Origin of the sequence: Streptomyces sp. B15 (genome assembly GCF_018070605.1) — a bacterium.
GTDB classification, from domain to species: Bacteria; Actinomycetota; Actinomycetes; order Streptomycetales; family Streptomycetaceae; genus Streptomyces; species Streptomyces smyrnaeus.
Map to the genome: position 1 here is coordinate 1 of NZ_JAGPXJ010000025.1, position 25,732 is coordinate 25,732.

At 72.2% G+C, this 25,732-nt stretch carries 23 protein-coding genes; 8 read left to right on the plus strand and 15 right to left on the minus strand.

Annotated elements, in window-relative coordinates:
- Positions 1-104: 104 nt before the first annotated feature.
- The 3 genes from KBY19_RS14090 to KBY19_RS14100 all read right to left on the minus strand — a co-directional run bounded on the left by KBY19_RS14090 (position 105) and on the right by KBY19_RS14100 (position 4,088).
- Positions 105-794 (minus strand): response regulator, encoded by a 690-nt coding sequence (locus tag KBY19_RS14090; RefSeq protein ID WP_099883279.1) that lies wholly within the window; start codon positions 792-794, stop codon positions 105-107.
- Positions 791-2,467 carry a sensor histidine kinase gene (locus KBY19_RS14095; RefSeq protein ID WP_099883278.1) on the minus strand — a complete coding sequence of 559 codons (1,677 nt, stop codon included), beginning with the start codon at positions 2,465-2,467 and terminating at the stop codon, positions 791-793. Before KBY19_RS14095 ends, KBY19_RS14090 begins: the two co-directional genes overlap by 4 nt.
- 127 nt (positions 2,468-2,594) lie before the next feature.
- The gene (locus KBY19_RS14100) at positions 2,595-4,088 is read right to left on the minus strand and encodes a CitMHS family transporter (protein ID WP_099883277.1); all 1,494 of its coding nucleotides are present in this window, start codon (positions 4,086-4,088) and stop codon (positions 2,595-2,597) included.
- Positions 4,089-4,421: 333 nt separating this feature from the next.
- Between KBY19_RS14100 and KBY19_RS14105 the strand changes: the two genes are divergently transcribed.
- Both KBY19_RS14105 and KBY19_RS14110 read left to right on the plus strand, forming a co-directional pair.
- A complete protein-coding gene (locus tag KBY19_RS14105) occupies positions 4,422-5,090 on the plus strand; it encodes a dienelactone hydrolase family protein (protein ID WP_180289723.1) in 669 nt (222 codons plus the stop codon).
- A gap of 69 nt (positions 5,091-5,159) precedes the next feature.
- Positions 5,160-5,810, plus strand: a complete 651-nt coding sequence (locus tag KBY19_RS14110; RefSeq protein ID WP_210965885.1) for a phosphoribosyltransferase — start codon at positions 5,160-5,162, stop codon at positions 5,808-5,810.
- Between the two features lie 114 nt (positions 5,811-5,924).
- On the opposite strand, the gene KBY19_RS14115 is transcribed toward KBY19_RS14110, so the two are convergent.
- Positions 5,925-6,830 carry a SigB/SigF/SigG family RNA polymerase sigma factor gene (locus KBY19_RS14115; protein WP_210957414.1) on the minus strand — a complete coding sequence of 302 codons (906 nt, stop codon included), beginning with the start codon at positions 6,828-6,830 and terminating at the stop codon, positions 5,925-5,927.
- 472 nt (positions 6,831-7,302) lie between these two features.
- Between KBY19_RS14115 and KBY19_RS14120 the strand changes: the two genes are divergently transcribed.
- On the plus strand, positions 7,303-7,743 hold the full coding sequence (locus KBY19_RS14120; protein WP_185017797.1) for a hypothetical protein: 441 nt from the start codon (positions 7,303-7,305) through the stop codon (positions 7,741-7,743).
- Positions 7,744-7,761: 18 nt separating this feature from the next.
- Here KBY19_RS14120 and KBY19_RS14125 read toward each other — a convergent pair whose 3' ends face one another.
- From KBY19_RS14125 to KBY19_RS14155, 7 genes are all read right to left on the minus strand, one after another.
- Positions 7,762-8,259, minus strand: a complete 498-nt coding sequence (locus KBY19_RS14125) for an ANTAR domain-containing protein (RefSeq protein WP_185017796.1) — start codon at positions 8,257-8,259, stop codon at positions 7,762-7,764.
- 357 nt (positions 8,260-8,616) lie between these two features.
- A complete protein-coding gene (locus KBY19_RS14130; RefSeq protein ID WP_099883272.1) occupies positions 8,617-10,038 on the minus strand; it encodes a hypothetical protein in 1,422 nt (473 codons plus the stop codon).
- Between the two features lie 85 nt (positions 10,039-10,123).
- Complete coding sequence (locus KBY19_RS14135) at positions 10,124-11,791, minus strand: tannase/feruloyl esterase family alpha/beta hydrolase (RefSeq protein ID WP_307843511.1); 1,668 nt, start codon at positions 11,789-11,791, stop codon at positions 10,124-10,126.
- 154 nt (positions 11,792-11,945) lie between these two features.
- The gene (locus tag KBY19_RS14140) at positions 11,946-12,788 is read right to left on the minus strand and encodes a DUF2182 domain-containing protein (RefSeq protein ID WP_210957412.1); all 843 of its coding nucleotides are present in this window, start codon (positions 12,786-12,788) and stop codon (positions 11,946-11,948) included.
- Entirely contained in the window at positions 12,785-13,444 is a 660-nt protein-coding gene (locus tag KBY19_RS14145; RefSeq protein ID WP_099883270.1) for a DUF1326 domain-containing protein, read from the minus strand. The genes KBY19_RS14140 and KBY19_RS14145 overlap by 4 nt, the downstream gene beginning before the upstream one ends.
- A 96-nt stretch (positions 13,445-13,540) precedes the next feature.
- Entirely contained in the window at positions 13,541-14,725 is a 1,185-nt protein-coding gene (locus KBY19_RS14150) for a GDSL-type esterase/lipase family protein (protein WP_099883269.1), read from the minus strand.
- A 103-nt stretch (positions 14,726-14,828) separates the two neighbouring features.
- A complete protein-coding gene (locus KBY19_RS14155; protein ID WP_099883268.1) occupies positions 14,829-15,419 on the minus strand; it encodes a TetR/AcrR family transcriptional regulator in 591 nt (196 codons plus the stop codon).
- 70 nt (positions 15,420-15,489) lie between these two features.
- On the opposite strand from KBY19_RS14155, the gene KBY19_RS14160 reads away from it, so the two are divergent.
- The 3 genes from KBY19_RS14160 to KBY19_RS14170 all read left to right on the plus strand — a co-directional run bounded on the left by KBY19_RS14160 (position 15,490) and on the right by KBY19_RS14170 (position 19,361).
- Complete coding sequence (locus tag KBY19_RS14160) at positions 15,490-15,981, plus strand: FBP domain-containing protein (RefSeq protein WP_210965886.1); 492 nt, start codon at positions 15,490-15,492, stop codon at positions 15,979-15,981.
- Between the two features lie 225 nt (positions 15,982-16,206).
- The gene (locus KBY19_RS14165; RefSeq protein ID WP_099883266.1) at positions 16,207-17,976 is read left to right on the plus strand and encodes an SPFH domain-containing protein; all 1,770 of its coding nucleotides are present in this window, start codon (positions 16,207-16,209) and stop codon (positions 17,974-17,976) included.
- Complete coding sequence (locus tag KBY19_RS14170) at positions 17,973-19,361, plus strand: SPFH domain-containing protein (protein WP_099883265.1); 1,389 nt, start codon at positions 17,973-17,975, stop codon at positions 19,359-19,361. Before KBY19_RS14165 ends, KBY19_RS14170 begins: the two co-directional genes overlap by 4 nt.
- Before the next feature lie 90 nt (positions 19,362-19,451).
- Here the strand turns inward: KBY19_RS14170 and KBY19_RS14175 are convergent, their stop codons facing one another.
- Positions 19,452-20,366, minus strand: coding sequence for a LysR family transcriptional regulator (locus KBY19_RS14175; protein WP_210965887.1), 915 nt, complete (start codon positions 20,364-20,366; stop codon positions 19,452-19,454).
- 192 nt (positions 20,367-20,558) lie between these two features.
- On the opposite strand from KBY19_RS14175, the gene KBY19_RS36475 reads away from it, so the two are divergent.
- Together KBY19_RS36475 and KBY19_RS14180 are read left to right on the plus strand one after the other, a co-directional pair.
- A complete protein-coding gene (locus KBY19_RS36475; RefSeq protein WP_247690971.1) occupies positions 20,559-20,753 on the plus strand; it encodes a hypothetical protein in 195 nt (64 codons plus the stop codon).
- The gene (locus KBY19_RS14180; protein WP_247690972.1) at positions 20,696-21,256 is read left to right on the plus strand and encodes a hypothetical protein; all 561 of its coding nucleotides are present in this window, start codon (positions 20,696-20,698) and stop codon (positions 21,254-21,256) included. Before KBY19_RS36475 ends, KBY19_RS14180 begins: the two co-directional genes overlap by 58 nt.
- Here the strand turns inward: KBY19_RS14180 and KBY19_RS14185 are convergent.
- The 3 genes from KBY19_RS14185 to KBY19_RS14195 are packed head-to-tail and all read right to left on the minus strand — an operon-like array spanning position 21,221 to position 25,724.
- Positions 21,221-22,369 carry a hybrid-cluster NAD(P)-dependent oxidoreductase gene (locus tag KBY19_RS14185; RefSeq protein ID WP_210965888.1) on the minus strand — a complete coding sequence of 383 codons (1,149 nt, stop codon included), beginning with the start codon at positions 22,367-22,369 and terminating at the stop codon, positions 21,221-21,223. The two genes, KBY19_RS14180 and KBY19_RS14185, sit on opposite strands and share 36 nt — an antisense overlap.
- Positions 22,366-23,640 carry an aromatic ring-hydroxylating dioxygenase subunit alpha gene (locus tag KBY19_RS14190; RefSeq protein WP_180289722.1) on the minus strand — a complete coding sequence of 425 codons (1,275 nt, stop codon included), beginning with the start codon at positions 23,638-23,640 and terminating at the stop codon, positions 22,366-22,368. Before KBY19_RS14190 ends, KBY19_RS14185 begins: the two co-directional genes overlap by 4 nt.
- 38 nt (positions 23,641-23,678) lie before the next feature.
- The gene (locus KBY19_RS14195; protein WP_210965889.1) at positions 23,679-25,724 is read right to left on the minus strand and encodes an NADH:flavin oxidoreductase; all 2,046 of its coding nucleotides are present in this window, start codon (positions 25,722-25,724) and stop codon (positions 23,679-23,681) included.
- Positions 25,725-25,732: the final 8 nt, after the last annotated feature.

Below are 25,732 nucleotides of genomic sequence, written 5' to 3' on the forward strand. Positions count from 1 at the left end.
CCCCCCCCCCCCCCCCCCCCCCCCCCCCACACGACCCCTCGGCGACAGCCGAAGAACCCAGGGGGCGTGCCCCCACAAGCAGGTGGGTACGAGGGCTGGAGCCCTCAGTTTGGGGGGCGGGGCCAGTGGTAGAGGTGCACGGGGCGCCCCGTCTCACCGTGCTTGAGGCGCCGCCGCACCAACCCGGCCCCCTCCAGCAACTTCAGGTAGCGCTGTGCGGTCTGCCGACTGAGCCCCGCCCGATCGGCGACCTCCTGCGCCGACAGCGGGGCGGCCGCGCCGCGCAGGACTTCTCCGACCAGGTCGGCGGTCAGCACGGAGTGCCCCTTGGGCAGGGTCTCCGTGCCGCCGGGCGGCGTCGGGGAGCCGAAGACGCGGTCAACCGTTTCCTGGGTGGCGCCGGAGCGGGGCGCCGTGGACAGCTCGTGGCGGAGGGCGGCGTAGCTGTCGAGCTTGCCGCGCAGATGGGCGAAGGTGAACGGCTTCACCACGTACTGCAGGGCGCCGTGCCGTTGGGCCGCGCGTACGGTGGCAGTGTCCCGGGCCGCGGTCACCATGATGACTTCCGTCTCCATGCCGAGGGCGTGCAGCCGGCGCAGCAGAGCGAGGCCGGATTCGTCGGGCAGATAGTGGTCGAGCAGCACCAGATCGACGGGATGTTCCCGGAGGAAGAGCAGGGCTTCGGCTGCGCTGTGGGCGGTTCCGGCGACGTGGAAGCCGTCGACCTTCGCCACGTACGCGGCGTTGATGCGTGCCACGTTGGGGTCGTCGTCCACGACGAGCACTTCGATCATGCCCGTGCTCCCGTCCGCGCGGGTTCGGTGGCTCGTTGGCCGGTGTCGGAGACCAGAGCCTCCGGCAGGACGACGCGGAACTCGGCGCCGCCTTCCGGGGAGGTGCCGACCCGGACCTCGCCGCCGGCGCGCTGTGCGAAGCGCCGTATCAGGGCGAGGCCGAGACCTCGGTGTGCCGGGCCGGCCTCGTCCGGGCCGTCCGCCGCCGGGCCGGCGGCCTTGGTGGACCAGCCTTCTTCGAACACCAGCTCCCGGTGCTCGGGCGGGACGCCGGGCCCGGTGTCGCGTACGGCGAGGACGACCGTGCGGTCGTCCTGGCCGCGCAGTTCCACCTCGACCGCGGGGTCCGCGCTGCCCGCCGCCGCGTCCAGCGCGTTGTCGACCAGGTTGCCGACGACGGTGACCAGGCCGCCGGGGTCGACGAGGCGGTCGGGGAGGAGGGAGTGGGGGGCGAGACGGAGCGCGACGCCGCGTTCGGCGGCCACCGCCGACTTGCCGACCAGCAGCGCCGACACCAGCGGGTCGTGCACCCGTTCGGTGACTTCCTCGGCGGTCGCGCGGTGCACGCCCAGCGCGTCCGTGACGAACTGCGCGGCCTCCTCGTAGAGGCCCAGTTCCAGCAGTCCGAGCAGGGTGTGCAGCCGGTTGGCGTGCTCGTGGTCCTGGGCGCGCAGCGCGTCCAGCAGGCCGCGGGTGCCCTCCAGTTCGCGGCCGAGGCGTTCGAGTTCGGTGCGGTCGCGCAGGGTTGCGACGGCGCCGCCGTCCGCCGTGGGCATGCGGTTGGCGACCAGGACGCGGGTGCCGCGCACGGTCACCAGGTCGCGGCCGGTCACCCGGCCCGTGAGCACGTCCGCCGTACGGCCCGGGCCGAGTGCCTCGGTCACCGGGCGGCCGAGGGCTTCGGGGCCGAGGCCGAGGAGCCGCTGGGCCTCGTCGTTGACGAGCCGTACTCTGCCGCCCGAGTCCAGCGCCACGACGCCCTCGGCGAGGCCGTGCAGCATGGCCTCGCGCTCGGCGAGCAGTGCGGAGATGTCGGAGAAGGCCAGCGCGTGGGTGCGGCGCCGCAGCCGCCGGGCGAGGAGGTAGGCGGCCAGCGCGCCGGCGGCCAGTGCGCCACCCGCGTACATCAGCAGCTTGGGCACGAGCGCCAGCAGGCCCTCACGGACGTTGGCGTAGTCGATGCCGACGGAGACCGCGCCGACGACGCGCCCGTCGGGGTCCCGCAGCGGGACCTTGCCGCGTGCGGAGCGGCCGAGGGTGCCTTCGTCGATCTGGGTGACGTCGTGCCCGGCCAGCACCTCACCGGGGTCGGTGGAGACGTGGTGTCCCAGGGCCGAGGGCGAGGGGTGGGACCAGCGGATTCCGCGCTCGTCCATGATCACGACGTACTCGGCGCCGGTGGCGCGGCGGATGCGTTCCGCCTCGGTCTGCAGCGGACCGCGGGCGGTGGGGCGGTCGGCGGCGTGGGCCGCTGCCGTCAGCTGTGCCGCCAGTTCCGGCCGGGCGGCCGTGGTCTGGGCGATGGCGAGAGCGCGCCGCATGGCCTGACGGTCGAGCTGGTCGCTGAGCGGCGCCAGGAACAGGCCGCTGACCAGCGCCGTCACCCCGATGACGAGCGCGAGCTGGGCCGCCAGTACATGGGAGGAGACGCGGCGGGGCCGCCCTACGCGCATGGCCCCGCCTCCTCTCGTCCGGCCCGGTCCTCAGGGCTGTGGGGAAACTGTCTGGAATCGTCCGTTCCGGTTGGCTCCTGCCAGGAAGAGTAGAGGACCGCCGCCCTCGGCTGTCCAGGATCTGCGGTTACACGATCCCGAAGAGCAGCCCGGCACCGAGCACCACCAGCGAGGTCAGCACCGCCCACTTGATCGTGAACCTGGTGTGCTCGCCGAACTCCACCTTGGCCATCCCGACCAGTACGTAGACGGCGGGGACCAGCGGGCTCGACATGTGCAGCGGCTGGCCGACCAGCGAGGCGCGGGCGATCTCCAGCGAGCTGACCCCGTGCGCGGCCCCGGCCTCGGAGAGGATCGGGACGATACCGAAGTAGAAGCCGTCGTTGGACATCAGATAGGTGAACGGGATGCTGAGGATCCCGGTGACCACCGCCATGTGCGGCCCGAGCGCGTCGGGGATCGCGTTCACCACGGTGCGGGCCATCTCGTCCACCATGCCCGTGCCGGTCAGTACGCCGGTGAAGACGGCGGCGGCGAAGACCATGCCCGCCACGTTGAGCACATTCTCGGAGTGTGCCGCGATCCGGGCCTTCTGATCGGCCATGTCGCGGAAGTTCACGGTCAGTGCGATGGCTGCACCCAGCAGGAACAGCACCGGAATGGGGAGGAGCTGGGTGATCAGCAGGACCAGGAGGGCGACAGTGAGGGCCGCGTTGAACCAGTACAGCTTGGGGCGGAGGGTCGCGCGGTCCGGGTCGAGGACCGCGGATTCGGCTCCGGAGGCGGAGTCGGAGCTGGAAGCCCCTTGCGAGGGGGTGGAGAGGCCCGGGGCGCCGCCGCCGGCTGCCGGCGTGGGCCGGCTGTCGGCGCGACCGCCGCTCTTACGGAGCGAGAGTCGTCCTGTTCCCGCTGCCGCGGCCCCCGCGCCCGCGCCGACCAGCGCGGTTTCGGTTTCGTCCGTCGGCTCGGGCTGCGGCTCGCGGTCGTCCGCCCCTTCGAAGGTCAGCGTGCCCAGGCGGCGCCGCTCCCGCAGGCCGAGGGCGTAGGAGAGGACCAGGACGCAGAGCAGGCCGACGGCGAGCGCGGGGATCATCGGGACGAAGATGTCGCCCGCGTCCAGGTGCAGCGCGGTCGCGGCCCGCGCGGTCGGCCCGCCCCAGGGCAGGGTGTTCATCACACCGTTGGCCGTGGCGGCGACGCCCGTCAGTACGACCACGCTCATCCCCAGCCGCCGGTAGAGGGGCAGCATCGCGGAGACCGTGATCATGAACGTCGTCGAACCGTCCCCGTCCAGCGAGACGATCGCGGCGAGCACCGCCGTACCCACCACGATCCGCAGCGGGTCCGCCCTGCAGAAGCGCAGGATGCCCCGCACGATCGGGTCGAAGAGCCCGACGTCGATCATGATGCCGAAGTAGATGATGGCGAACATCAGCATGGCGGCCGTGGGCGCGAGGTCGCCGACGCCGTCGAGCACGTACTTCCCCAGGTGGGCGCCCTGGCCGACCAGGACGCAGAACAGCGCGGGGATCAGCACGAGCGCGGCTATGGGGGACATCTTCTTGGTCATGATCAGCACCAGGAAGGTAGCGATCATGACAAAGCCGAGGATCGTCAGCATGGATACCCAATCTCTCGCCCGCCGCGACGCGACGGGGGACCCGCCCGGACCTCCGTCGCCTCGCGGCGGAGTCCCGGTGCCCGGTGACGGAGCACACGGCGGCCCTGCGATCGGGGCTCCGGTGCCCTGCGGTCGCCCGACCGTAAGCAGCGCGACACACCCGTCACAAGAGCGTCATCCGCGAGCAATATGAGCGAAACCCCAGCTCAAGGTGGGGGAGGCGGGTCCCGGGCACGGCCTCGGGCACCCCACGCACGGGGACAGCCCTGAGCTGGTTGGGCCGCCGCGGCCATGGGCACCCGGGTGGCGAGGCGTGAGGGGAAGTGAGAACGCATGGCCACGGCAACCATGGAAACCGTGCACGTGAGGGCCGATGACGGAGCGGTCCTGATCGGTGACCTCCAGATGCCCGACCGGGTGACCGGCGCCGTGCTGTTCGCGCACGGCAGCGGCAGCTCCCGGTTCAGTCCCCGTAACCGCGCTGTCGCCGCGGCGCTGCGCGAGGAGGGGCTTGCCACCCTGCTGCTGGATCTGCTGACCGAGGACGAGGAGGAGATCGACGCGGCGACGGCGGAGCACCGGTTCGACATCCCGCTGCTGGGGCGCCGGCTGGTGGCGGCCGTCGACGAGTTGACCCGGCACCGGGGCACATCGGGGCTTCCGGTGGGGCTGTTCGGGGCTTCCACCGGGGCGGCGGCAGCCCTGACGGCCGCGGCCCAACGCCCGGGCACCGTGTACGCGGTGGTCTCCCGCGGCGGCCGACCCGACCTGGCGGGTGATGCCCTCCCCCAGGTGCTGGCGTCCGTGCTGCTGATCGTCGGCGGCAACGACCACCAAGTGCTGCGGCTGAACGAGGCCGCCGCCGACCGGCTGCGCGCCCCGCACCGGATCCATGTCGTCCCGGGCGCCACCCACTTGTTCGAGGAACCGGGCACGTTGGAGGAGGCCGCGCGAGAGGCGGCCAAGTGGTTCGCGCTCCCGCCCACCACGGACGGCGAATGAGGGCCGAATGAGGACTGGGAACGAACCGGAACACCTCGCATGGCAGAAGACCGCAGAAGGGAGCCCCTGATGCGTTTCGCAGACCGCATCCAGGCAGGCCGCGAACTCGCCGCGGCCCTCAGCGAGATGCAGCGCACGGAAGACCTGCCGGTCCCGCTGGTCCTGGCGCTGCCCCGGGGCGGCGTCCCCGTCGCGGCCGAGGTGGCGCGCGCGCTGCACGCGCCGCTGGACGTGCTCGTCGCCCGCAAGATCGGTCTGCCGGGCCGGCCGGAGTACGGCGTCGGAGCCATCGCCGGGGAGGACCCGCCGGTCTACGACGCGACTGCGCTGGAGATGCTCGGTCTCACCGAGGACCGGCTCTCCTCGACGGTCGCCCACGAGCGGACCGAGATGCACCGCCGCCAGAGCCTCTACCGCGGCAACCGCCCGGAGCCGCGGATCGAGGGCCGCGCCGTCATCGTCGTGGACGACGGGCTGGCCACCGGGGTCACGGCCCGCGCCGCGCTGCGGCACCTCCGTCGGCAGCGGCCCGCCCGCCTGGTGCTGGCGGCCCCGGTGGGCTCGCCGCAGGCGGTCACGGCGCTCGGCCATGAGGCGGACACGGTGGTGTGTCTGCACCAGCCTGCCGTCTTCGAGGCCGTCGGCCTCTGGTACGAAGACTTCCCGCAGATCAGCGACGACGAGGTGACCGAGGCCCTGCACATGACGACAGCGCACTGAGCCGTCGGTGCCGTCGGTCTCGCCCCTCCGTGCCCGCGGCTCCTCCCGTCATCCCCGCCCCGGTACGGCCATGACGGCCCGACCGGGGCGGGCGGAGCGAGGACGGCGAGGCGTTCAGGCGGCTGCCGCTCCGCCGGGCACGGCCGCGTGCCGGTGCGCGGTGCGCACGGTGCCGTGGGCGTGCCCCGGGCGCTCGCTCGGGGACCGGCGTACGCCCCGGCGCTCGTGCTCGACCTGACGGCGGACCCGCTCGAAGCTCTTGGACAGCAGCCGGGAGACATGCATCTGGGAGATGCCCAGCTCCTGGCCGATGCTCGACTGCGACATGTCCCGGAAGAACCGCAGATACAGCACACGCCGCTGACGCTCGGGCAGCTCGCGCAGGCACGGCTTGACCGCCTCGCGGGCCACCACGGTGTCGTACTCGGCCTCCGGCTCGCCGAACGTGTCCGCCAGCGAGAAGCCGTCGTCGGAGCCGGCCGACAACGAGGCGTCCAGCGACAGCGAGCGGAAACTGCCGAGGGCTTCCAGCCCGGCCGCCACATCCTCCTGAGGCATACCGGTGTGTTCGGCGATCTGCTCCACGGAGGGCCCGCGGTCCTCGACCGTGGTGCTCAGGTCCCGCACCGCCGCCCGCACCTTGTTGCGCAGCTCCTGCACCCGGCGCGGTACGTGCACGTCCCAGGTGTGGTCGCGGAAGTGGCGGCGGATCTCCCCCGTGATCGTCGGTACCGCGAACGGCACGAACGGGGTGCCCAGGGCGGGGTCGTAGCGGTCGACGGCCTTGACCAGACCGAGTGCGGCGACCTGCTCCAGGTCCTCCAGGGACTCGCCGCGGTTGCGGTACTTGGCCGCCAGCCGGTGAGCCATCGGCAGCCACGCCTCGACCAGGCGACTGCTCAGCTCCTCGCGCTCGGGCCCCTCCGGCAGCGTGGCCAGCCGTGCGAAGTCCTGCGCGGTGTCGGGAGCGTCATCGTGGCTGTGGCGGGCTCGCTGGGGCCGGTACCGTACGGGGCACATGGGATCTGGCTCCTCCCGGTGTCGCTGACACGTGGACAACCGCGGGAGAGCGGATCGGGTGACACACCCGGGGTGACCTTCTCGGGTCGCCTCCCGCGGATGTGCCTGTCCTCCCAAGCACGTGGTCTCTTGTGTAACCGAGTCGGGAGTTGGTAAACCCCCCGATCGGGTGGGACCGCCGCGTCTCGTGAAACGGCCACGAAAGAGGCGGCACCGGCGGCTGTTCTTCCAACCTGCCGGTGCCTCCGCGCGGCGACGTCGCCACACGTACCGGTGTGCGTAACCACTCAGCGCCACGGCAAACAGCCCGTCTTGCAACCGCTGGATTGCGATTCCTGGATCGGGGTACCGGGGGCGGCAGACCCACCCGGGGGCGCCGCGTGCGGAGGGCGTAAGGTCGGCGTCTGGCCGCCCGCAGGCACCACGCGGGTGGCCGGTTGTATGTCCGAACCCTCACCAGGAGAGCTGCCTCATGCCGATCGACAACGGCACCGGTCCGCCCATCTACAACAGCCTGATCGAGGAGCACGGCGACGTGCCCGGCGATGTACGCCAGGCCGCCGAGGAGCTTCAGCAGGAGGCCGAGCAGGCGGTGGACTTCTCCCCCGTGCACCACCGCCACCCCAGTACCGGAAGACCGGAGTCCGCCGAGCCTCCGGCGCCCGGCCCGGCCCCCGAGCAGTTCCGGCCCCCGCAGGCGCCCGGGTCCCGTCCCGCACAGCCCGGCCTCCAGCAGGGCAGGCCGCAGGCCCCCCAGCAGCAGCACGGCAGGCCGCAGGCCCTGCAGCAGACCGGACAGCAAGTTGCGCAACAGCCACCGCAGCAGACCGGACAGCAGGCCCCGCGGCCCCCGCAGCAGGGCGGGGCGCAGGCACCGGAGCGGCACCACGACTACGCGGACGCGGCCGAATAGCCGAGCAGCCGCCCCGCGTCAGCCGCGCGTGGTCCGCACTCCGTGCAGGGCAGCGGCCAGGTTCTTGCGCACCGGCTTGGGGACCGGGGTCCCCTCGGCGCCGGCCACCAGCGCGGCGGCCACGCTCCGCAGCTTGACGTTGGAGTGCTGGGAGACCCGCACCAGGACCTGCCAGGCGGTGTCCGCGTCGCACGGCGCCAGGGCCATCACCATGCCCCGGGCCTGGTCGATGACCGGGCGGGTCTCCAGGGCCTGCCGCAGCTGCCCGACCTCCGCGCTCAACTCCTCGACCCGCGCGGCCAACTGCTCCCGTTCGGCGTCGGCCGATTCCGCGGATTCCACCGGGTCCTCGGACTCCGCCGAGCCCTCGGTTCCCACCGCGTCGACACGCGCGTGCTCCGTGGCCCGGGTCCCCGTCTCCGTGGGCGAAGCCGCCGCTTCGGCCGGCGGCACAGCTCTGCGCCGCGGACACTCCGTGGCAACAGAGGTACGCACAAAGCCGGTTGCGGCACTCATCCTCGTCTCCCAGTGCTCGGACGGTCCTTCATCGCGAGAAACCTCTACCTCGAAGCTCTCGCTCTCCGGGCACTTCCGAGACTGAACCCACTGCCCCTGCGCCAGCAACCCCGCCCCATTTCCGCGTTTCCGAACAAAAACGGCACCGGGGGCTGTTTCCCCAACCCACCGGCGCCTACGCAGGGCGAGCTCGTACCCGCGCACTGATGCTCGTATCCGGAGACGTGGCAGGTGAAACCCTCTTCTTTCCGCTCGGCCGCCTTGGTGATCCGTTGGGGTGAACACTCGGTGAAGGTCGGCCGCCGGCGGGCCGGGAACCGGCGGTTCGGGCCCGCCACGCCACCGGGCCCGGGGCGGTCAGAAGCCGCCGCCGCCGAAGTCACCGCCACCGAAGCCGCCACCGCCGTCCCCGAAGCCGCCGCCGAAGTCGCCTCCGGAGAAGTCACCGCCGGAGAAGTCGCCGCCGTCCGCGCCCCACGCGTTCGGGCCGCCGAGCGCGCTGCCCAGCATGGTGCCCATCAGCAGGCCGGGCAGCAGGGCCCCGCCGAAGTACCCGGCGGCCCACGGGGCGTACACCGGACCGGCCTCCCAGTACGGCCGCGGACCTTGCGGGGTGCCGACCTCGCGGACCGACGGGTCCTCGCCGTCGGCCAGCCGGGTGGCGTCGGCAGCGCACACCGGCACCGTCCGCCGTGTGCCGCCCGGCGGGGCCCACTCCACGTCCTCGACCGAGGGCCCGTGCCGGGGGTCGAAGAAGCAGGGCGGACGGCGCTCGGGCAGCGGCTCACCCCGCAGTCGCGCCTCCAGGGTGGCGAGGGCGAAGCGGCCGTCCGCCAGCGCCTCGCTCACCCGCTGTACGTCCTGCGGGCGGCGGGCGGACGCCATGGTCGACTTGGCGTCCTCGTACGCGTCGAGGGCGCGCGCGTAGTCCTCGCGCGCCGCGTCGGCGTTCTGTCCGGCCGCCTCACCGGCCGAGGCGTCAGCCGTAGAACCGGCCGGTGCGGTGTCGGCCGGGCCGACACCCGTGGCGCGGGCCGCGACGGGGTCGAAGCCGATCCGTCCCAGTTCCTCACCGAACGCGGTGATGTCCTCGTCCACCACCGGACGCAGCTTCTCCAGTCCGGCCCGGTCCTGCCGCTGCCGTCGTCTGCGCCCGCCCCTGCTGACCAGGAAGGCGCTGCCCGCGGCGAGCAGGAAGAGGATGCCCAGGGTGAGGATCGCGCCGGTGCCGCCGCCGGTACGGCCGCCGTCCTCGCCCGCGCCGCCTCCGTCCCAGGCCGCCGGAGCCACTCCGTCCGCCTGCTCGATCGCCTGGTCGGCGAAGTCGGTGACCATCGCGCGCGGATCGCCCGGGTGGGCGCGTTCCACCGCGCCGACCACGTTCTGCACCGCGTTGCGCGGCATGACCTGGCGGTCGGCGCCCGCGTCGAAGCGGTCCCCGAGCGCGACCGCGTAGACACCGGTGATGCCGGTCTCGGTCCGCAGGTCCCGCAGCAGCGTCTGCCGGTCGAAGTCGCCGTCGGCGGGCAGGACGGCGACCAGGACGGGCTTGTCGGCCCGTTCGATCCTGTCCTCCAGCGACTCGGCCGCGGAGGGCGGCAGTACGTCGCGGGCCCGGGGGTCGACATAGACGGGGCCGTCCCGCAGCGCGTCGGCGGCGTCGTCGATGCCACCGACCGCCGCACGCGGCCCGGAAGCGGTCGCGACCACCAGCAGCAGCGCCGCCACCACCGTCGCGAGTACTGAGGCGAGACGAAAGACCCCTCGTATGGTCTTCATACGATCACAGTAGCGCAAAACAGACATTCAGGGCCGAGCGAGCGGCTCCGCCCGACCAGCCGCACGGCTCAGCCGGCGGCCGCGGTCAGCCGGAGGCTCCGGTGCGGCAGCTGAAAGCGTCCGCGTCGTCCGGGTCCCCGGAGCCGTCGTACCGAGGCCATCCGGGATAGGCGCACAGCGGTCGGGTCCTGCCCCCGGCACCCGGATCGGTGTCGGTGACGACCGGCCCGCGCGGCGCCCTCCCGCGCTCGGTCCACTCCTCCAGCGCGGCCACCGCGTCCCAGCCGGCCGCGAACGCCGTCTCGACGTTGGCGTGGTTGGCCCCTGGCACGAGATAGAACCGGGCGAACCGGTCCGTGGCCCGCTCCCCCACCACCTTCCGCACCCGCTGGAAGTACTGGACGGTCGAACGGTGGCTGACCAGCTCGTCCGCCGTCCCGTGGAGCAGCAGCAGCTTGCCTCCCGCCCGCGCGAACGGCCGCAGGTCCGGATCGTTGACGTCCTGCAGGGCCGACAGCCGGCTCACCCGCCGCTGCCAGCGGCCCGGACGCAGCGGGTCGAGGGTCAAGGCGGGGTAGTCGGCGTCCCGGGTGACGAAATACCGCACCCACTGCTCCCAGAACTGGGCGCCGTAGCCGCTGTCGAGGGGCATGGGGTGCGCGGGGGCCTCGGTGCCCATGCCCAGCAGCGGGGTGGCCATATCGGCGCCGGAGAGGAACGGGAATCCTGGATATCCGCGCTCCCCGCTCGCCGGCCGGTACTTCCAGCGCAGCGGTGACGACAGCGCCCGTACGGCGCTCGACTGCCGGTCGGACAGGCAGTGGTCGCCGCGGTCGGCGCCGCCGGGGCAGCGCAGCGTACGGGGATCGAAGCGGCAGCCCGCCTCGTGCGAGACCACCCCGTCCCGCAGTCCGTCGTCCCCGTCGCAGGCGTCCAGCACCGCCCGGTGCAGCAGCCGCTGCTTCGCCGGGCCCGGGAACGCGCCCGGACGCGAGAGCACCCGGGCCGCGTGGCCGAAGAACAGATTCAGACTCGCCGCGTTCCACGCCGGGTAGGCGGCGAGCACCCCGTCGAAATCGCGGGGCCAGCGCTGCGCGACGGCCAGCGCCTCCCGCCCGCCGCTCGACCCGCCCGCGAAGAAGCTGTGCCGCGGCCGCTGCCCGGGGTACTGCTCGCCCAGTACGAACAGCGCCGCGTCCCGCGTCTTCTTCAGGGCGTCACCGGCGAAGTTCCGCAGCGCCTCGTCGTTGGTGCCGAACGAGCCGTCCAGCGAGGGGGTGGGCCGGTGGTCGGGCGGCGCCTGGTGCCCGGAGTCGCTCGCGAAGACCGCGTAGCCGCGCTCCAGCGGGGTCGGCATGTCCGCGAGCGCGAACGGCACCTGCCCGGTGACATCCGGGATCGTGCCGTCGTAGCCGCCCCCACCGAACATCATCGCCTTGCGGTTCCAGCGGTCGGGCAGCGCGACGCGCAGCCGGATGGACGGGGCCGCGGCGTCCATCGGGCGCAGCCTCGCTTCCACCCTGCAGTACCCGCCGGTCGCCCCGGAAGCGGCGGGGGCCACCTGCTGCGCCGAGGTGACCGCGCCGCCGCGGGTCGGCAGACCGATCACCTCCCGGGGGATCTCCAGCCCCCGCAACCGTGCACACGCCCTCCCGCCGTCGGCCGCCGCCGAACCGTGTGGGGCGGGAGCCATGGTGGCCGCCACCACGCCGACCGCCGCCAGCCCGACCGCCACCGTCCGTCTCCCCGCCACGCCGGGCCCTCCCGCCCTCGATGCCGACACAGCACGTCCGCACGCTAGGGCTCGCTTCAGGGCCCGGCCATGTGCAGCTCCCACACAGTCGGCGGGTCCGCCTGTGTGGGGGGATACCCGCCGCGCGCGCTCTGCCCGGCCGCTTCGCGCGCGGTCACGCCATCGTCGGGACCAGCCCCGGGGACACCAGGAGGGTCACGCCGAGCCCGACGAGAAGAGCGCCCAGCACGCGGCCGGTGAGTTCGGGGCGGGGCACGGTCTTCTCCACGGTGATGACCGCGGCGACGGCCGCCATCCACAGCAGGCTCATCACACCCGCGGCCAGCAGCACCGCCATCAGCGCCCAGCAGCAGCCGAGGCAGTATCCGCCGTGCCGTACGCCCACCGTGAAGGCGCCGAAGCGGCTGTCGGCCGTCGGTTCGGCGTACCGCATCACCAGGGCCAGCGGGGACCGGCAGCGCACCAGGCACCAGCGTTTGAGGGGCGTGAACTGATAGCCGCCCGCGACGAGAAGGACCACCGCACCCACCCGTGCGGCCACCGGGCCCCCGCCCATGGCGGTGGTCTCGAAGGCGCGGACGACGGCGTAGCCGAGAAGCCCCGCGCCGCCCCATACGGCCAGATAGCCGGCGGTCAGCGCGGCCAGGGTGCCGGTGGTGGCGCGGGCGCCGAGCAGCCGTCGCATTCCGACCATGAAGGGGGTGATGGCGGGCAGCATCATCGCCGCCATCATCACCACCCAGGTGAGCAGGAAGAATCCGAAGGCCGCCGGGGGCACGACGGCCCCGGCCCCGTCCCCCATCGGCTGCATGCCGGTGAGGATGCCGGAGCTCATCTCCGGCATGGCCAGCGCGCCGGTCAGCAGCCAGGCCGCCGCCGCGAGCGCCAGCAGCAGCCCCGCGAGCAGGAACTCCAGCCGTGTCCAGGTACGGGGCGAGGGGATGCCCCGCTCCTGCTGCCGCGGGCCCGCTCGGGAGTGCGCGCCTGCGGTGGTCATGCGGCGTCCGGACCGTACCAGTCGAAGGGGATGAGCTTGCTCGAACGCCCGGAGCGGTCCCACTGGAAGCCGTAGGCGTCGGCCCGGTCGGTGGAGGCCTTGCCCCAGGTCGCGGGCCCCTGACCGGGTCCGGTCTCGGAACCGGGCAGATGGTGCACCTGCACCCGCTCCCCCTCCTGGGTCGTGGGTCCGGTCAGCGCTTCGACGACGGCTTCGGCCTTGCCGGGGATGCGCATCCGCCAGGTACCGAGGTCGTCGTCGACGGACGCCTCGATCGACGCGGTCTCCAGCCCCCGCATCTCGGGGGAGAGCATCGCGCCGAACTGGGCGGGCCAGCCGCCCGCCTCGCCGGCGAAGATCGCCTGGAGTGCGGTGCGCTGCGTGTCGTCCGCACGGTCGTCGATGAAGAAAGCCGCGTAGGCGTCCTTGTGCTCACCTGCCCAGGGGTTGCCGGTGAACGAGCCGAGCATCGCCACGTTCAGACCGTCCAGCCGGGTGTCCCCGTAATTGCCCTCGCGGATCTGCCACAGCAGGATGCCGTCGCAGTCGCCGTACGTCGGTGGTTGGGCGAACGAGCAGGGGCAGGGCACCGCGCACTTGCAGGCATCGAACCATGCGCCCTTGAGGTGCCACTTCTGCGTGGTGCTGGTCGTCATGACGACCACTCCTCATGGAGTATGTCCAGATACTACAATTCTGCTACCTCTGCCCCCTTTTCGTCACCGCAGACAGCGGCAGCGGCACGGGCGTCGTCACGCGCCCTCGGCCGCGAAGGGCCCGCCGCTGCCGAAGACCAGTTCGGCGAAGCGGGTGCCGATGCGGCGGTGGGTGGCGGCGTCCGGGTGCAGCTGGTCGGGGAGCGGGAGCTCGGCTGCGTCGGCCTCGCCGTAGAGGTCCCGGCCGTCGAGGTGGTACAGATGCGGGTCGTCGACCGCCCGCTGTCGCACCAGGCGGGACAGCTCCCGGCGGACGACCCCCAGCGTCAGCTTCCCGCTCGCACGCTCCGCCGGATCGCCCGTGGCCCGGAACAGCAGTCGCCCGGCGGCCAGCTCCTCGAGGTCCGGTGCGCTCGGCCCGGGTGTGTCCTCGTGGATCGGACACAGCACGGGCGAGACGACCAGCAGCGGCGTGGTCGGGTGGCCTTCCCGAACGGTGTCCAGAAAGCCGTGGACGGCCGGGGCGAAGGCACGCAGCCGCATCAGATCGGCGTTGACCAGGTTGATGCCGATCTTGACGCTGATCAGGTCCGCCGGGGTGTCCCGCATCGCCCGGGCGGTGAACGGATCGAGCAGGGCGCTGCCACCCAGCCCCAGGTTGATCAGCTCCACGCCACCGAGCGAGGCGGCGAGCGCGGGCCAGGTGGTGGTGGGGCTCGCGGCGTCGGAGCCGTGGCTGATCGAACTGCCGTGGTGCAGCCACACCTTGCGCCCCTGGTCCACGACGGGTTCGACGGGGGCGTCGGTACGCAGGGCGACCAGTTGGGTGGTCTCGTTGTGCGGCAGCCAGATCTCGACATCCTTCTCCCGGCCGGGCAGCCCGTCGAAGCGGAGGGTGCCGACCGGGCCGGGCTCGGTCCGGGCGTCCCCGGTGACCATGTCGAGGGTCAGGGTGTCGCCGCCTCGCACCCCGCCCTGGTCGACCAGGCGGCCGTCCACGAGCAGGTCGTACACGCCGTCCGGCCGGGGCGGCACGCCCACGTAGACCCGCTTGGTGGGCAGCGTGTCCAGTTCGACGACGGTGGCCCGGGTACGGAAGACCACCCGTACGCCGGAGGGCTGGGACTCGGCCATGGCCAGCTGCCCGTCGTCGCACTGCGCACGGGCCCGAGCGGGCAGCCGGTGCGGCAGCAGACCGCGTTCGGTGCGCTCCAGATCGAGGGCACCGCGCAGCAGGTCGGCTGTGAGGGGGGTGGTGAGCATGTGGTTCTCGGCGTTCATCGGCCTCAACCTGTCGTCTCGGAAGATGTCGGCATCGCGTGTCGGCCGCACGTGTCCGCGCTCGGCGGCGCATGTCGGCGGCACGGCGTCGGCGGTGGAGCCCTCAGGGGGTGGGGGCCGGATCGGGGGGTGCGGGCCAGTTCCGCAGCAGGGCGTCGAGGGCGTCCAGCACCCGGTCCCAGGTCTGCTGCGTGTCGGGGGCGCTGTGGCTGAACCCGCCGCCCATCTCCAGGCTGACGTAGCCGTGGAAGACACTGCCCAGCATCCGGACCGCGTGCGTCTGGTCCGGCTCGCTCAGGTCGTAGCCGCGCAGCAGCGCCCTGGTCATCCGGGCGTGCCGGACTCCGGCGCTGGCCGCGGCGGTCTCGGGGTCGAGCCTGGCCTGGGCGGCGGCGTAGCGGCCGGGATGCTCCCGGGCGTAGTCGCGGTAGACGTTCGCGAACGCGGTCAGCGCCTCCTTGCCGGACCGTCCGGCCAGGGCTTCGGCGGCCCGGTCGGCGAGCTCCTCCAGGGCGAGCAGGGAGATCTTGGTCTTGAGGTCCTGCGAGTTCTTGACGTGCGAGTACAGGCTCGCGACCTTCACCTCGAACCGTCTGGCGAGCTCCGAGACGGTCACCTGCTCGAAGCCGACCTCGTCGGCCAGTTCGGCTCCGGCCCGGGTCAGCCGCTCCGTGGTTACTCCGGCACGCACCATAGTCATCCCCTCTTCCACCGTATCGATTATGCATTTGCCTAAAGGTTTTAGGCAAATTAGCCTCGCTGTTATGAAGCCGCTGACTGAGCGAGAGATCCGTGCCGCCTTCGTGAACTGCACAAAAGGCGAGGCGAAGCGCCTCTCGGTACCCCGTGACCTGGCCGACCGCCCCTGGGACGACCTGGACTACCTCGGCTGGCGCGACCCCCAGGCCGCCGACCGCGCCTACCTCGTCACCGAACTCGCCGACCGCCCCCGCGCCCTCGCGCTGCGCTGCCCCGCCCCCGCTTCCTGGCAGACGCGGCGCAGCATGTGCTCGCTGTGCCTGACCGACCACACCGGCGGCGTCGCCCTGATGGTCGCTCCGAAAGCCGGCAAGGCCGGGCAGCAGGGCAACTCGGTGGGCACCTACATATGCGGTGACCTCTCCTGCTCGCTCTACGTACGCGGCAAGAAGGACACCGGCCTCGCCGTACGGTTCCGCGAGTCCCTCACCGTCGAGGAGAAGATCCGGCGCACCAGGGACAACCTCGCCGCCTTCCTCACCAAGGTGACCTCCTGAGTCCTGGCCCCGGCCCCGGTGCCGGCCCCGCTGCCGGTGCCGGTGCCACCGGCCGAAGGCGGCGATCCGCCGCCCGGTTCCTTGCCGGGATCCGGCAGGGAACCGGGACGGTTGCTGCCGAGTCCCCCACGTATACGGTCTTGACGTCCGCGGGCAGGGATTGTCCGCAGCACAGCAGGACCCGGGCACGGTGCGCCGTCGTCCGGCACACGAAGGGGGGAACCCATGGCACAGGGTCCGCGGCGCGCGGGAAGTGCTCGTGAGAGCGTGCGCAGAGCTGCCCGTGCTGTCGCTTCCGGCAGCGACGCACGTGAGGCGGCGGAGGAAGAGGTGCGACGGCGCTCCCAAGGAGGCGCCGAAGACGCCGGTGACCAGTTGCGCGAGGACGGCATGGACCCGTCCGACTTCCCCGCCGCACGGGAGCAGGGCGGCTCCATCGAGACGGTGATGGAGCAGACGTCCGTTCCGCTGGACGAGGCGGGCGAGGAACTGAACCACAGCGGTCAAAGCCGCGAGGGGCTGCAGAAGGTGCACACCATCTGCCCGATGGTGCTGCCGCGCGGCCGTTCGTTCCTGAGCATGCTGCCGGTGTCGATGCTGCTGGTCGTCGGGGCGGTCGGGCTGGCGATCACCTCCGCCCTCTCGTCCTTCACCGACAGCAGCGCGCTGACCAACCCGCTGTTCGGAGTGCACTACTGGGTGCTGGCGATCGGCGCGGTGGCGTTCGTGTGGTGGCGGCAGGGGATGGTGATGGTCCCCGACGGCTGCCAGGCGCTGATCACCAGGTTCGGCAAGCTCGAACAGGTGGTGGGCCCGGGAAGGGTGATCCTGCTCAACCCGTGGAAGCGCGTCTCGTACATCCTCAACACCACCCGTGAGTACCCCTTCAACGCGCCCGTGCGCGAGGCACCGACCCGGGGCGGGGTGAAGGCGTCCATCGACCTGTTCATCCAGTTCCGGATCAGCGACCCGGTGGAGTTCGTCTACACGCTCGGCGCGGTGCGCGGCTTCGAGGAGAAGCTGGGCAACGCGGTCAGCGAGACGATCCGCAGCCTCATCTACGAGCAGGAGGCCGCCGGGATCTACGACATGGTGGGCGAGGACACCGGGCGGCTGCTGGAGCAGCTCAACCAGCAGTTCCGCCCCGCCGTCGAACTGACGAACGCCAACATCACCCATGCCGAGCCCTCCGACCGGGGCTACCGGATGGACCTGGCCGCACCCGAGATGGTGCGCGTCGCCAAGGAGGCGTACACCCACGAGTACGCGCTCCAACTGCGCAAGGAGCAGGACGAGGGCGATCTGAGCAAGGAGTTGGCGACCCGGCAGGAGGAGCTGTCCGCCATCCAGGCCGACATCGCCCAGTACCAGGCGCAGATGGACACCGCCGTGGAACGTGAGACCAACCGTGCCGAGGCACTGGCCCGCCAGCGCTACGTCCAGGCCGAGTCGGAGGCGAAGGCCAACGCGGCGCTGCTGGAGGCGCAGGCCCTGGACATCCGCGCGGTGACGGCGGCCGAGGCCCCCGAGATCCTGGAGTACCGCTACGAGCAGCAGGTGCTCGACACCCTGGAGCAGGTCGCCGACCACCTGCCGCGGCTGATCCGGGTCGGCGGCGGGGACGGCGCAGGGAACGGCGCCGCGGCCGGTGTCGACTTCCTGGCGCTGGCCCGCGAACTGGTGGGCGAACGGGACACCGAGCTGTTCTCCGCGCAGGACGTGGCGGCCGTACGGGAGCGGCTCGCCGAGGTCGCCGCGCGGATCGAGGAGCGGGAGGCGGAGATCAGCGCGCTGCGGGAGGCCGAGCAGCCGACGGTCCCGGCAGGCGCACCCACCGCCCCAGGTGACACGACCGACACGACCACCCCGGGTGGCACCCCCGCCCCGGGCGCGGCTTCCGCCCCGGAGGGCGCTTCCGCCCCGGGCGCGGGGCACGCGCAGGCGCAGGCCCACCAGCACGAGGAGAACAACCAGGACGGGGAGGCCGGTCAGTGAGCAGCGCACGCGCGAACCACAGGTCCGTCATCACGGAGGAGGTGGCGCCCTGGAGCGACATCCCGCATCTGCTGCGCGGCGGTGAGGCCGGCACCCTCGTGCCGGTCATCATCCCGCGGCACCGCCGCCGCGTCTGGTGGATGGTCCCGTTCTGGCTGGGGCTGCTCGCGGTGACCAGCGGCCTCATGGCCACGGCCCGCGGCGACGGCGGAGCGAGCGGCGCGGCCTGGGAGGCCTTCGCCGTCACCGGCTACATCCTCGGCCTGGTCTTCCTGGTGGCAGGGGCGCTGTGGTGGTGGCGCTCCTCGATCGTCGAGATCGAGCAGGGCACCACCGGCATCCTCACCCGGTACGGCGCCATCGTCCGCACCCTGGACCCGGGCCGGCACTATCTGTGGCACCCCTGGTCCCGCGTCGACTTCGTGGTGGACACCGCCACCGAGATTCCGTACTCGGCGCCGGTCGTCGCCTGCCCGACGCAGGAGAACGTGCCGCTGCGCGCCATCGACTTCTTCCTGAAGTTCCGCATCACCGACGCCGTACTGTTCGTGCGCACCATCGGCGCGGGCAACTTCGACCTCGTCCTCTCCAGCGCCGTCCAGGACGCCATCCGGCAGCGCGGTCGCCGGGTGCGGACCGAGCGCGCCTACGATCTGCGCGGCTCGGACGTCGCCGACATGCAGGACCTGCTGAACCGCCAGCTCTCCCGCTACGGCGTACGCATCACCGGCGCCAACATCCCGGACGTCCAGCTGCCCACGCAGTACCAGCAGCACCTGGCCACCCGCGAACGGGTCGCCAAGGAGTACACGGCCTACGAGCAGGACTGGGGCCTCACCCGCAAGCGCCGCATCGACAGCCTCCAGATGGACATCGAACGGGCGAAGAAGGTGCGGGACGCACGGCTCGTCGAGGTCAAGGCCGCGCTCAACAAGGCACGCGAGCAGGTCGCCCAGCTGCTGGAGGAGCAGGAGACGCAGGCGCAGAAGGTGCGGTTCGAGATCGAGACGCGGGGACGCAGCGGACTGATCGCCGCCGAGAACGAGGCGCGGGCCCAGCGCCGGCTGGCCCAGGCGTACCGGGACAACCGGGCCGTGCTGCAGTACGAACTGGCACGGCGGCGGCTGGAGGTGGGAGCCGCCCTCGCCGGCCGCGCTCCGCGGCCCGTCGTCCTGCGGACCGACAGCAACGCCGGCGGCGACACCTCCGCCCTGTCCACCCTGCTGGCCGCCCAGCTGCTGCCGGGCGCCGCGGCGGTGCCGTCCGCCCGCAACGGCCAGGGCACCTCGCCCCGTTCCCAGACCGGTACCGACGGCGACCGCTCCGGTGACGTGCTGCACTCCGCGGTGGAGGGAGCCGTCGAGGGGGTGTGGCCGCGCCGATAGCGCGGAGCCGGGTCGACAGCGCGAGGCCGGGTCGACAGCGCGAGACCACGTCGGTGGCGCGGGGCCGCTCCGTCCGTCGGACGGCCCCGGTCACTGTCGCGGCAGCAGCTGGGTGGCGGTCGCGGTGATGGTCTCCAGCGCGCGGGTCAGAGTGGGGATCTGCCGGGCCCCTGGCCGGGTGACGGACATGATGCGGCGGGCCGGAGCCGGCTCCCCGTGGAGCGGAAGGCGCGCCAGCGGTGAGTCCTCGCGCAACTGCGCCAGACGGGGTACGAGGATCACGCCGAAGCCGTGGGCGACCAGCGCGGTACCGGTGTCCCACTCGTCCGCGTAGTGGGCGATGTGCGGGGTGAAGCCCGCGCTCATACAGGCGGTGAGCACCAACTGGTGGTAGGTGGTGCCCGGATTGCCCAGGATCCACGGTTCCCGAGCGGCGTCGGCCAGGGTCACCCGCTGCTGCCCGGCGAGCGGGTGGTCCCGCGGCACCACCAGGTCCAGCGGGTCGTCCAGCAGGGGCCGCTGGTCGAAGCGGTGGTCGGTCATCGGCGGCGAGTCGGCGGTGACCACCAGCAGCGCGAGGTCGGCCTCCTCCGAGAGCAGCAGATCGAAGCAGCGGTCCGGCTCGGCCTCGATGATCCGGACCGTCAGGTGCGGATAGGTGTCGCGGAGTCCGGCCGCGGCGGGCGGCAGCAGCCGGCTGGCGGCGGTGGAGAAGCCGCAGAGCGTGATCTGGCCCGTGGGCTCGGTCCCCACGGCGGCCAACTCGGCGCGGGCGAGTTCCCACTGCTCGTGAAGGCGTTCCGCGTGGCGCAGCAGTACGCGGGCCGCGTTCGTCAGCCGGATGCCCCGGCCCTGCTGCACCACCAGCTCCGCGCCGACCTCGGCGGCGAGCTGGCGCAGCTGGTAGGAGACGGCCGAGGGCGTGTAGTGCAGCACCCGGGCCGCAGCGGTCACCGTGCCGTGCTCGGCGACCATCTGCAGGATGCGGAGCCGGGAATCAATCATGCGAACAGTTTGCACGGTTGATCCGAAGACCGTTTGATTTTCTTCTCCTCTTGTCGCCCGCACACTGGCTGACGTGGCTGAACAGCGTGCTGTGCAGGAAGGGAACACATACCGGGAGCTCCGCGTGCCCCCCGCCGTGGCCGGAAGGAGGGGCGGGCCGACCGCGAGGCGGTACGCACGGCCGGACTCCTCGTGGTGGTGCTGACCGCGGGCGCCTACCTCCCCAGTCCGCTCTACCCCGACTACCAGCGGCTGTTCGGCTTCGACGACCTGGTCATGACCCTGCTGTTCGCAATGTTCGCGCTGGTGAGCGGACCGGCGCTGCTGCTGTGCGGCCCGGCCTCCCGGCACTCCTCCAGCGGACCCTGCACGACAACCCGGCCCTGAGCGGTGCGGTGCTGGGAGGTGTCCTGGCATGCTCCCTGCTGTCGCAACTCGTCGGGGCGCGCCGCGTCGCGCACACCGCCCAGCAGTTCGGTGTCGCCGCGCTCACCGCAAGCCTGCTGCTGCTCGCGACCACCGGAGCCACCTCCCTTCCCGCCACGCTCGGTTCCGCCGTCCTCGCCGGCGCCGGACACGGGGCGGCCTTCAGCGGCGCCGCCAGGGCGGTGGACGCCCGCACACCGGCCGGACAGCGCGCCGGGGTGGGGGCGGCGCTGTATCTGCTCTTCTACCTGGGCTCCGGGGCACCCGCTGTCGCTGTCGGGCTGCTGACCACCTGGATGCCGCTCACCGACGCGGTGACCGGACTCAGCTGGACGGGCACGGCCCTGGGCGTCCTCGCCCTGTCGGTCACCTGCTGCCTCACCACCATCTCCGCGCGGCGCCGGACCCGGCGGCGGACGTTGCCCGTCTCAGGCGTCGATCACCAGGTCCTCCAACGGCGTTGAGCAGCACAGCAGGATCTTGTTCCGTGCCCGGTCCCGGGGACGGATACCGCCGTTGTCCCGCATGTCGACCGACCCCTTTTCAAGGGTCGTCAGGCACGTGCCGCACAGGCCCTGCCCGCAGGAGGAAGGCAGGGTGAGGCCCGCTCGGGCCGCGGCCTCCAGCACCGGGGTGCCGGCGTCGCATTCGATGGTCGTCCCGCTGCGGGTCAGCTCCACCGTGAACCCGGTACCCCGACCCGCGCCCGAACCCGGGCCAGAGGCAGGGGCAGGGGCGGGGGCGGGCCCAGAGCCCGGCTGCGGGGCCTGGCCCGACGGCGGCGCCGGGGCCTCGAAGCTCTCCTGGTGGTAGCGGCCCTCCGGGAGACCCGCCCCGAGGAGCAGCTTGCGCACCGCCCGCATATAGCCCGGTGGGCCGCAGGTGAACACTTCGCGCGTACGGAAGTCCGGAGCGATCTCCCGCAGCATGCCCAGGGTGAGGCGGCCCCGGTAGCCGTTCCACCGTTCCCGCGCCCCGTCGTCCTCGCAGACGTGGGTGACCCGGATGTTCGGCGAGGTCGCCGCGAACATCTCCAGCTCGTGCCGGAAGGGGATGTCCTCGGGGGTGCGGGCGCTGTGCACGAAGACCACGTCCACCGGTGCGGCGAGGTCGTACAGCGTCCTGGTCATGGAGAGCAGGGGCGTCACCCCGCTTCCGCCCGAGAGGAACAGATACGCGGGCGCCGGGTGCCGGACCGTCGAGAACCGGCCCAGCGGCCCCCGGGCGCGGACCACGTCCCCCACGGTCAGCTGGTCGTGCAGCCAGTTCGAGACCCGTCCCCCCGGCACCCGTTTCACGGTGATCGCGGCGAGGTCGGGACGGGACGGCGGGGAGGAGAGCGTGTAGCAGCGGTTGCTCTCCCGGCCGTCGATGTCGAAGGTGAACGCGAGGTACTGGCCCGGGTCGTGCCGGAACAGACCTGGCCCGGTCGGCTCGAAGACGAACGTCTTCATATCGGCGGTGACCTGGTGGATCCGCTTGCAGACCAGCACCTGGTCGACGGCGCCGTCCTCCTCGCCGAGCGCCGTGGCCGACCGCGAGAGGTCGGGGCCGGGGAGGGTGAGTACGTCGTTCATCGCTGCAACTCCTCACGGAGGCGGTCGATGTACCAGGCGCAGAACGCCTCGACCTGGTACTCCGTCTCGGCGTACGGGCCCGGCTCGTACGCCGGGCTGCGGACACCCTGCTGAGCACGGGCGACAAGGCGCGCGTCCTGCTCGTTCGTCGCCGTCCAGACCTTGAGCAGCGTCTCCAGGTCGTAGTCCACGCCCTCCTCGGCCTCCGGATGGACGAGCCAGGTGGTGCGCAGCAGCGTCCTGTCCGGGGCGAGAGGGAGGACGCTGAAGGTGATCGCGTGATCACCGAGTACGTGGAACCACGAGTTGGGCTGCAGATGCAGGGCCAGATGCCCGAGCCGTGGTGTGGGCAGCTCGCCCAGCAGCCGCCGGCATGCGGCTGTGCCGTCCGGGGTGAACGACTCACCGGCCAGATCGAGCGCGTCCCGTTGGATACGGAAACCGGTGGTGCGGCCGTCCAGTTCCTCGATGAGCGCGTACGGCAGACCGAGCCTCTCGTACGTCTCCCGCATCTCGGCGTCGGCCCGCAGATAGCGTTCGTGCGCCGGACGCAGCCGCGCGGGCAGGTTCTCCTCGGTGTAGCCGTACGTGGGGAAGAAGGAGCGCAGCAGCTCGGGGTGGCCGTCGCAGTGGTAGCACTCCCGGTTGTTCTCCATCACCAGTTTCCAGTTGCCCTCCTCGACGAGGTCGGTGCGGGCCGCCACCTTGGCCCGGCGCAGCTGGTGCGGGAGAAGGTACGGCTCGACGCGGGCGGCGACCTCGGCGAAGTCGGCGGGCGGCTCCTCGGCGAGACAGACGAACACCAGCCCGCCGACGCTGCGCACATGCACCGCCTTGAGGCCGAAGCAGCCGCGGTCGAACCCCGGCGGCTGCGACGGGGCGTGCCGGAGCGCGCCGTCCGTTCCGTACGTCCACTTGTGATAGCCGCAGACCAGGTTTCCGACCGAACCGTTCCCCGCCTCCAGAATGCGGGCGCCACGGTGCCGGCAGACGTTGTGGAACGCCCGCAGTTCCTCCTCGTCGTCCCGCAGGACGATCACCGAGTACGGTCCGACCTCCACCGTGGCGTAATCGCCCGGCTCCGGCAGCTCGGCCTCCACGGCCACGAAGATCCACTGTCGGGCGAAGATCGCCGCGATGTCGAGGTCGAAGAAGTCCCGGTCGGTGTAGAACGGCCCCTCCAGACTGCGGCCGGCGACCCGCCGCGTCACCGCGCTCCACGTCCGTGCGTTCTCGGCCGACTCGGTGTTCACCAGTGCCAGTGCTGTCACGCTCTTCCCCTCTCGATGGTGCGGTCCGCGGTTCCGGGTCACATCGGCAGGCACAGCCGCAGTGCGTCGAGCACCGCGGCATGGATGTTGCGGCTGGTGACGGCGTCCCCGATGCGGAACAGCTGGTAGCGGCCCGCCGGATCGGCGACCTCCCGCTGCGGAGCGCCGGCCAGCAGCGCGCGGTGGTCCAGTCGGCCGTGGTTGCTCGACCCGGCAAGCAGGTCCCGGTACAGATCCGCGTTGGGCAACGTCCCGTGCTCGACCACCACGTGGTCCACGACGCGCTCCGCCTCGGTATCCGCGTACTCGCTGCGCAGCGTCGCGACCAGGCGCCCGCCCTCCGCGCGGCGCACGGACCGCAGCCGGTGCGCCAGGGTGGTGTTCACTTCGTGCTCGGCGAAGACCCGCAGATAGGCGGGGGAATTCATGCTGCCCACATCGGGGGCCAGCGTGCGCTCCGGCGTCACGTACTCGACCGGGACGCCCTGGCGCGCCAGCACCTCCACCGCGTCCAGGCCCGGATAGGCGCCGTTGTCGTCGTAGACCAGCACCCGTCCCCGGGGGCGCAGGGCTCCGCCCAGAACATCCCAGGTGTCGGCCACCACCTCGGCGCCCTCCGCGAGGACGGAGACATCGGGCAGTCCGCCCGTGGCGATCAGCACGATGTCGGGGTCCTCCGCGAGCACGTCCGCCGCCTCGGCCAGCACCCCGAGCCGCAGCTCGACGCCGAGCACCTTGCACTCGTCGACGCGCCAGTCGACGATGCCGAGGAGGTCCCGTCGCCGGCTGTTCGCGGCGGCGATGCGTATCTGGCCACCGGGCAGCTCGCCCGCCTCGAGGACGACGACCTCGTGCCCGCGTTCGCCCAGCACCCGAGCCGCTTCCAGCCCGGCCGGCCCAGCGCCGACGACCACCGCCTTCTTCCGCTCGGCAGCGCGCGCCACCGTGTGCGGCAGCTGAAGCTCCCGCCCCGTGGCCGGGTTGTGCACACATTTGGTGTCACCGGAGTCGTAGATCGCATCGAGGCAGTAACTCGCGCCGACGCAGGGCCGGACACGGTCCTCGGCGCCGGCCGCCACCTTGGCCACCAGATGAGGATCGGCGATCTGGGCCCGCGTCATACCGACCAGATCGAGCAGGCCTTCCCGCACGGCATGCCGTGCGGTGGCGACGTCCGCGATACGGCCCGCGTGCATCACCGGGACATCGAGTGCGCGCTTGATCCCGGCGGTGAATTCCAGGAAGGGCGCCGAGGGCGTCCCCATGGACGGAATCGCCCTCGCCAAGGACGCGTCGCTCTCGATCGAGCCCCGGACGGTGCTGACGAAGTCGATGCCGTCCTCGATATACCTGCGGGCCGCGACCAGCGCCTCGTCGAGAGCCAACCCGCCCGGCCGGTCCTCGTCCATCGACATCCGGATACCGACGATGAATGCGTCGCCGACCGCGGAGCGGATCGCCCGGATCACCCGCCGCGGAAAGGCCAGTCGGTTCGCCAGGCTCCCACCGAATGCGTCGCTGCGTTCATTGGTCGCCGGGGAGAGGAAGCTGTCCAGGAAATGCCCGTACGACTGGATCTCTATCCCGTCCAGCCCGCCTTCCGCGCAGCGCGCGGCCGCGTCGGCGTAGTCCCGCACGATGCGGTCCAAGTCCCACGGCTCGGCCTCCTTCGGAAAGGCCCGATGGGCGGGCTCCCGCAACGGCGACGCCGAGAGGACGGGCAGCCAGTCGCCCGCGTAGTTGCTGGTGCGCCGTCCCAGATGGGTGACCTGGCACATGACCGCGGCCCCGGCTGCGTGCACGTCGTCGGCCAACCGCCGGAGCCAGGGCACCACATCGTCGCGGTAGAGCAGCAGATTGCCGAACGACGGCGGGCTGTCGGGCGACACGACCGCCGAACCCCCGATCATCGTCAGCCCCACCCCGCCCCGGGCCTTCTCCAAGTGGTACCTCCGGTACCGGTCCCGGGGCAGCCCGCCTTCTCCGAACGCCGGTTCGTGCGACGTACTGACCACCCTGTTGCGCAAAGTGAGGCTCTTCAGGGTGAAAGGCTGGAGCAAAGGATCCGTCACTGACGTACGCATGGCGCTCC

Coding starts and splice junctions, on each gene's coding strand:
- KBY19_RS14150 (WP_099883269.1), bottom strand. CDS start 14,725: ATGAACGCCGAGAACCACATGCTCACCACCCCCCTCACAGCCGACCTG.
- KBY19_RS14130 (WP_099883272.1), bottom strand. CDS start 10,038: ATGAAGACCATACGAGGGGTCTTTCGTCTCGCCTCAGTACTCGCGACG.
- KBY19_RS14110 (WP_210965885.1), top strand. CDS start 5,160: ATGCGTTTCGCAGACCGCATCCAGGCAGGCCGCGAACTCGCCGCGGCC.
- KBY19_RS14100 (WP_099883277.1), bottom strand. CDS start 4,088: ATGCTGACGATCCTCGGCTTTGTCATGATCGCTACCTTCCTGGTGCTG.
- KBY19_RS14090 (WP_099883279.1), bottom strand. CDS start 794: ATGATCGAAGTGCTCGTCGTGGACGACGACCCCAACGTGGCACGCATC.
- KBY19_RS14175 (WP_210965887.1), bottom strand. CDS start 20,366: ATGATTGATTCCCGGCTCCGCATCCTGCAGATGGTCGCCGAGCACGGC.
- KBY19_RS14105 (WP_180289723.1), top strand. CDS start 4,422: ATGGCCACGGCAACCATGGAAACCGTGCACGTGAGGGCCGATGACGGA.
- KBY19_RS14120 (WP_185017797.1), top strand. CDS start 7,303: ATGCCGATCGACAACGGCACCGGTCCGCCCATCTACAACAGCCTGATC.
- KBY19_RS14125 (WP_185017796.1), bottom strand. CDS start 8,259: ATGAGTGCCGCAACCGGCTTTGTGCGTACCTCTGTTGCCACGGAGTGT.
- KBY19_RS14140 (WP_210957412.1), bottom strand. CDS start 12,788: ATGACCACCGCAGGCGCGCACTCCCGAGCGGGCCCGCGGCAGCAGGAG.
- KBY19_RS14195 (WP_210965889.1), bottom strand. CDS start 25,724: ATGCGTACGTCAGTGACGGATCCTTTGCTCCAGCCTTTCACCCTGAAG.
- KBY19_RS14185 (WP_210965888.1), bottom strand. CDS start 22,369: ATGAACGACGTACTCACCCTCCCCGGCCCCGACCTCTCGCGGTCGGCC.
- KBY19_RS14145 (WP_099883270.1), bottom strand. CDS start 13,444: ATGACGACCAGCACCACGCAGAAGTGGCACCTCAAGGGCGCATGGTTC.
- KBY19_RS14155 (WP_099883268.1), bottom strand. CDS start 15,419: ATGGTGCGTGCCGGAGTAACCACGGAGCGGCTGACCCGGGCCGGAGCC.
- KBY19_RS14095 (WP_099883278.1), bottom strand. CDS start 2,467: ATGCGCGTAGGGCGGCCCCGCCGCGTCTCCTCCCATGTACTGGCGGCC.
- KBY19_RS14160 (WP_210965886.1), top strand. CDS start 15,490: ATGAAGCCGCTGACTGAGCGAGAGATCCGTGCCGCCTTCGTGAACTGC.
- KBY19_RS14165 (WP_099883266.1), top strand. CDS start 16,207: ATGGCACAGGGTCCGCGGCGCGCGGGAAGTGCTCGTGAGAGCGTGCGC.
- KBY19_RS14115 (WP_210957414.1), bottom strand. CDS start 6,830: ATGTGCCCCGTACGGTACCGGCCCCAGCGAGCCCGCCACAGCCACGAT.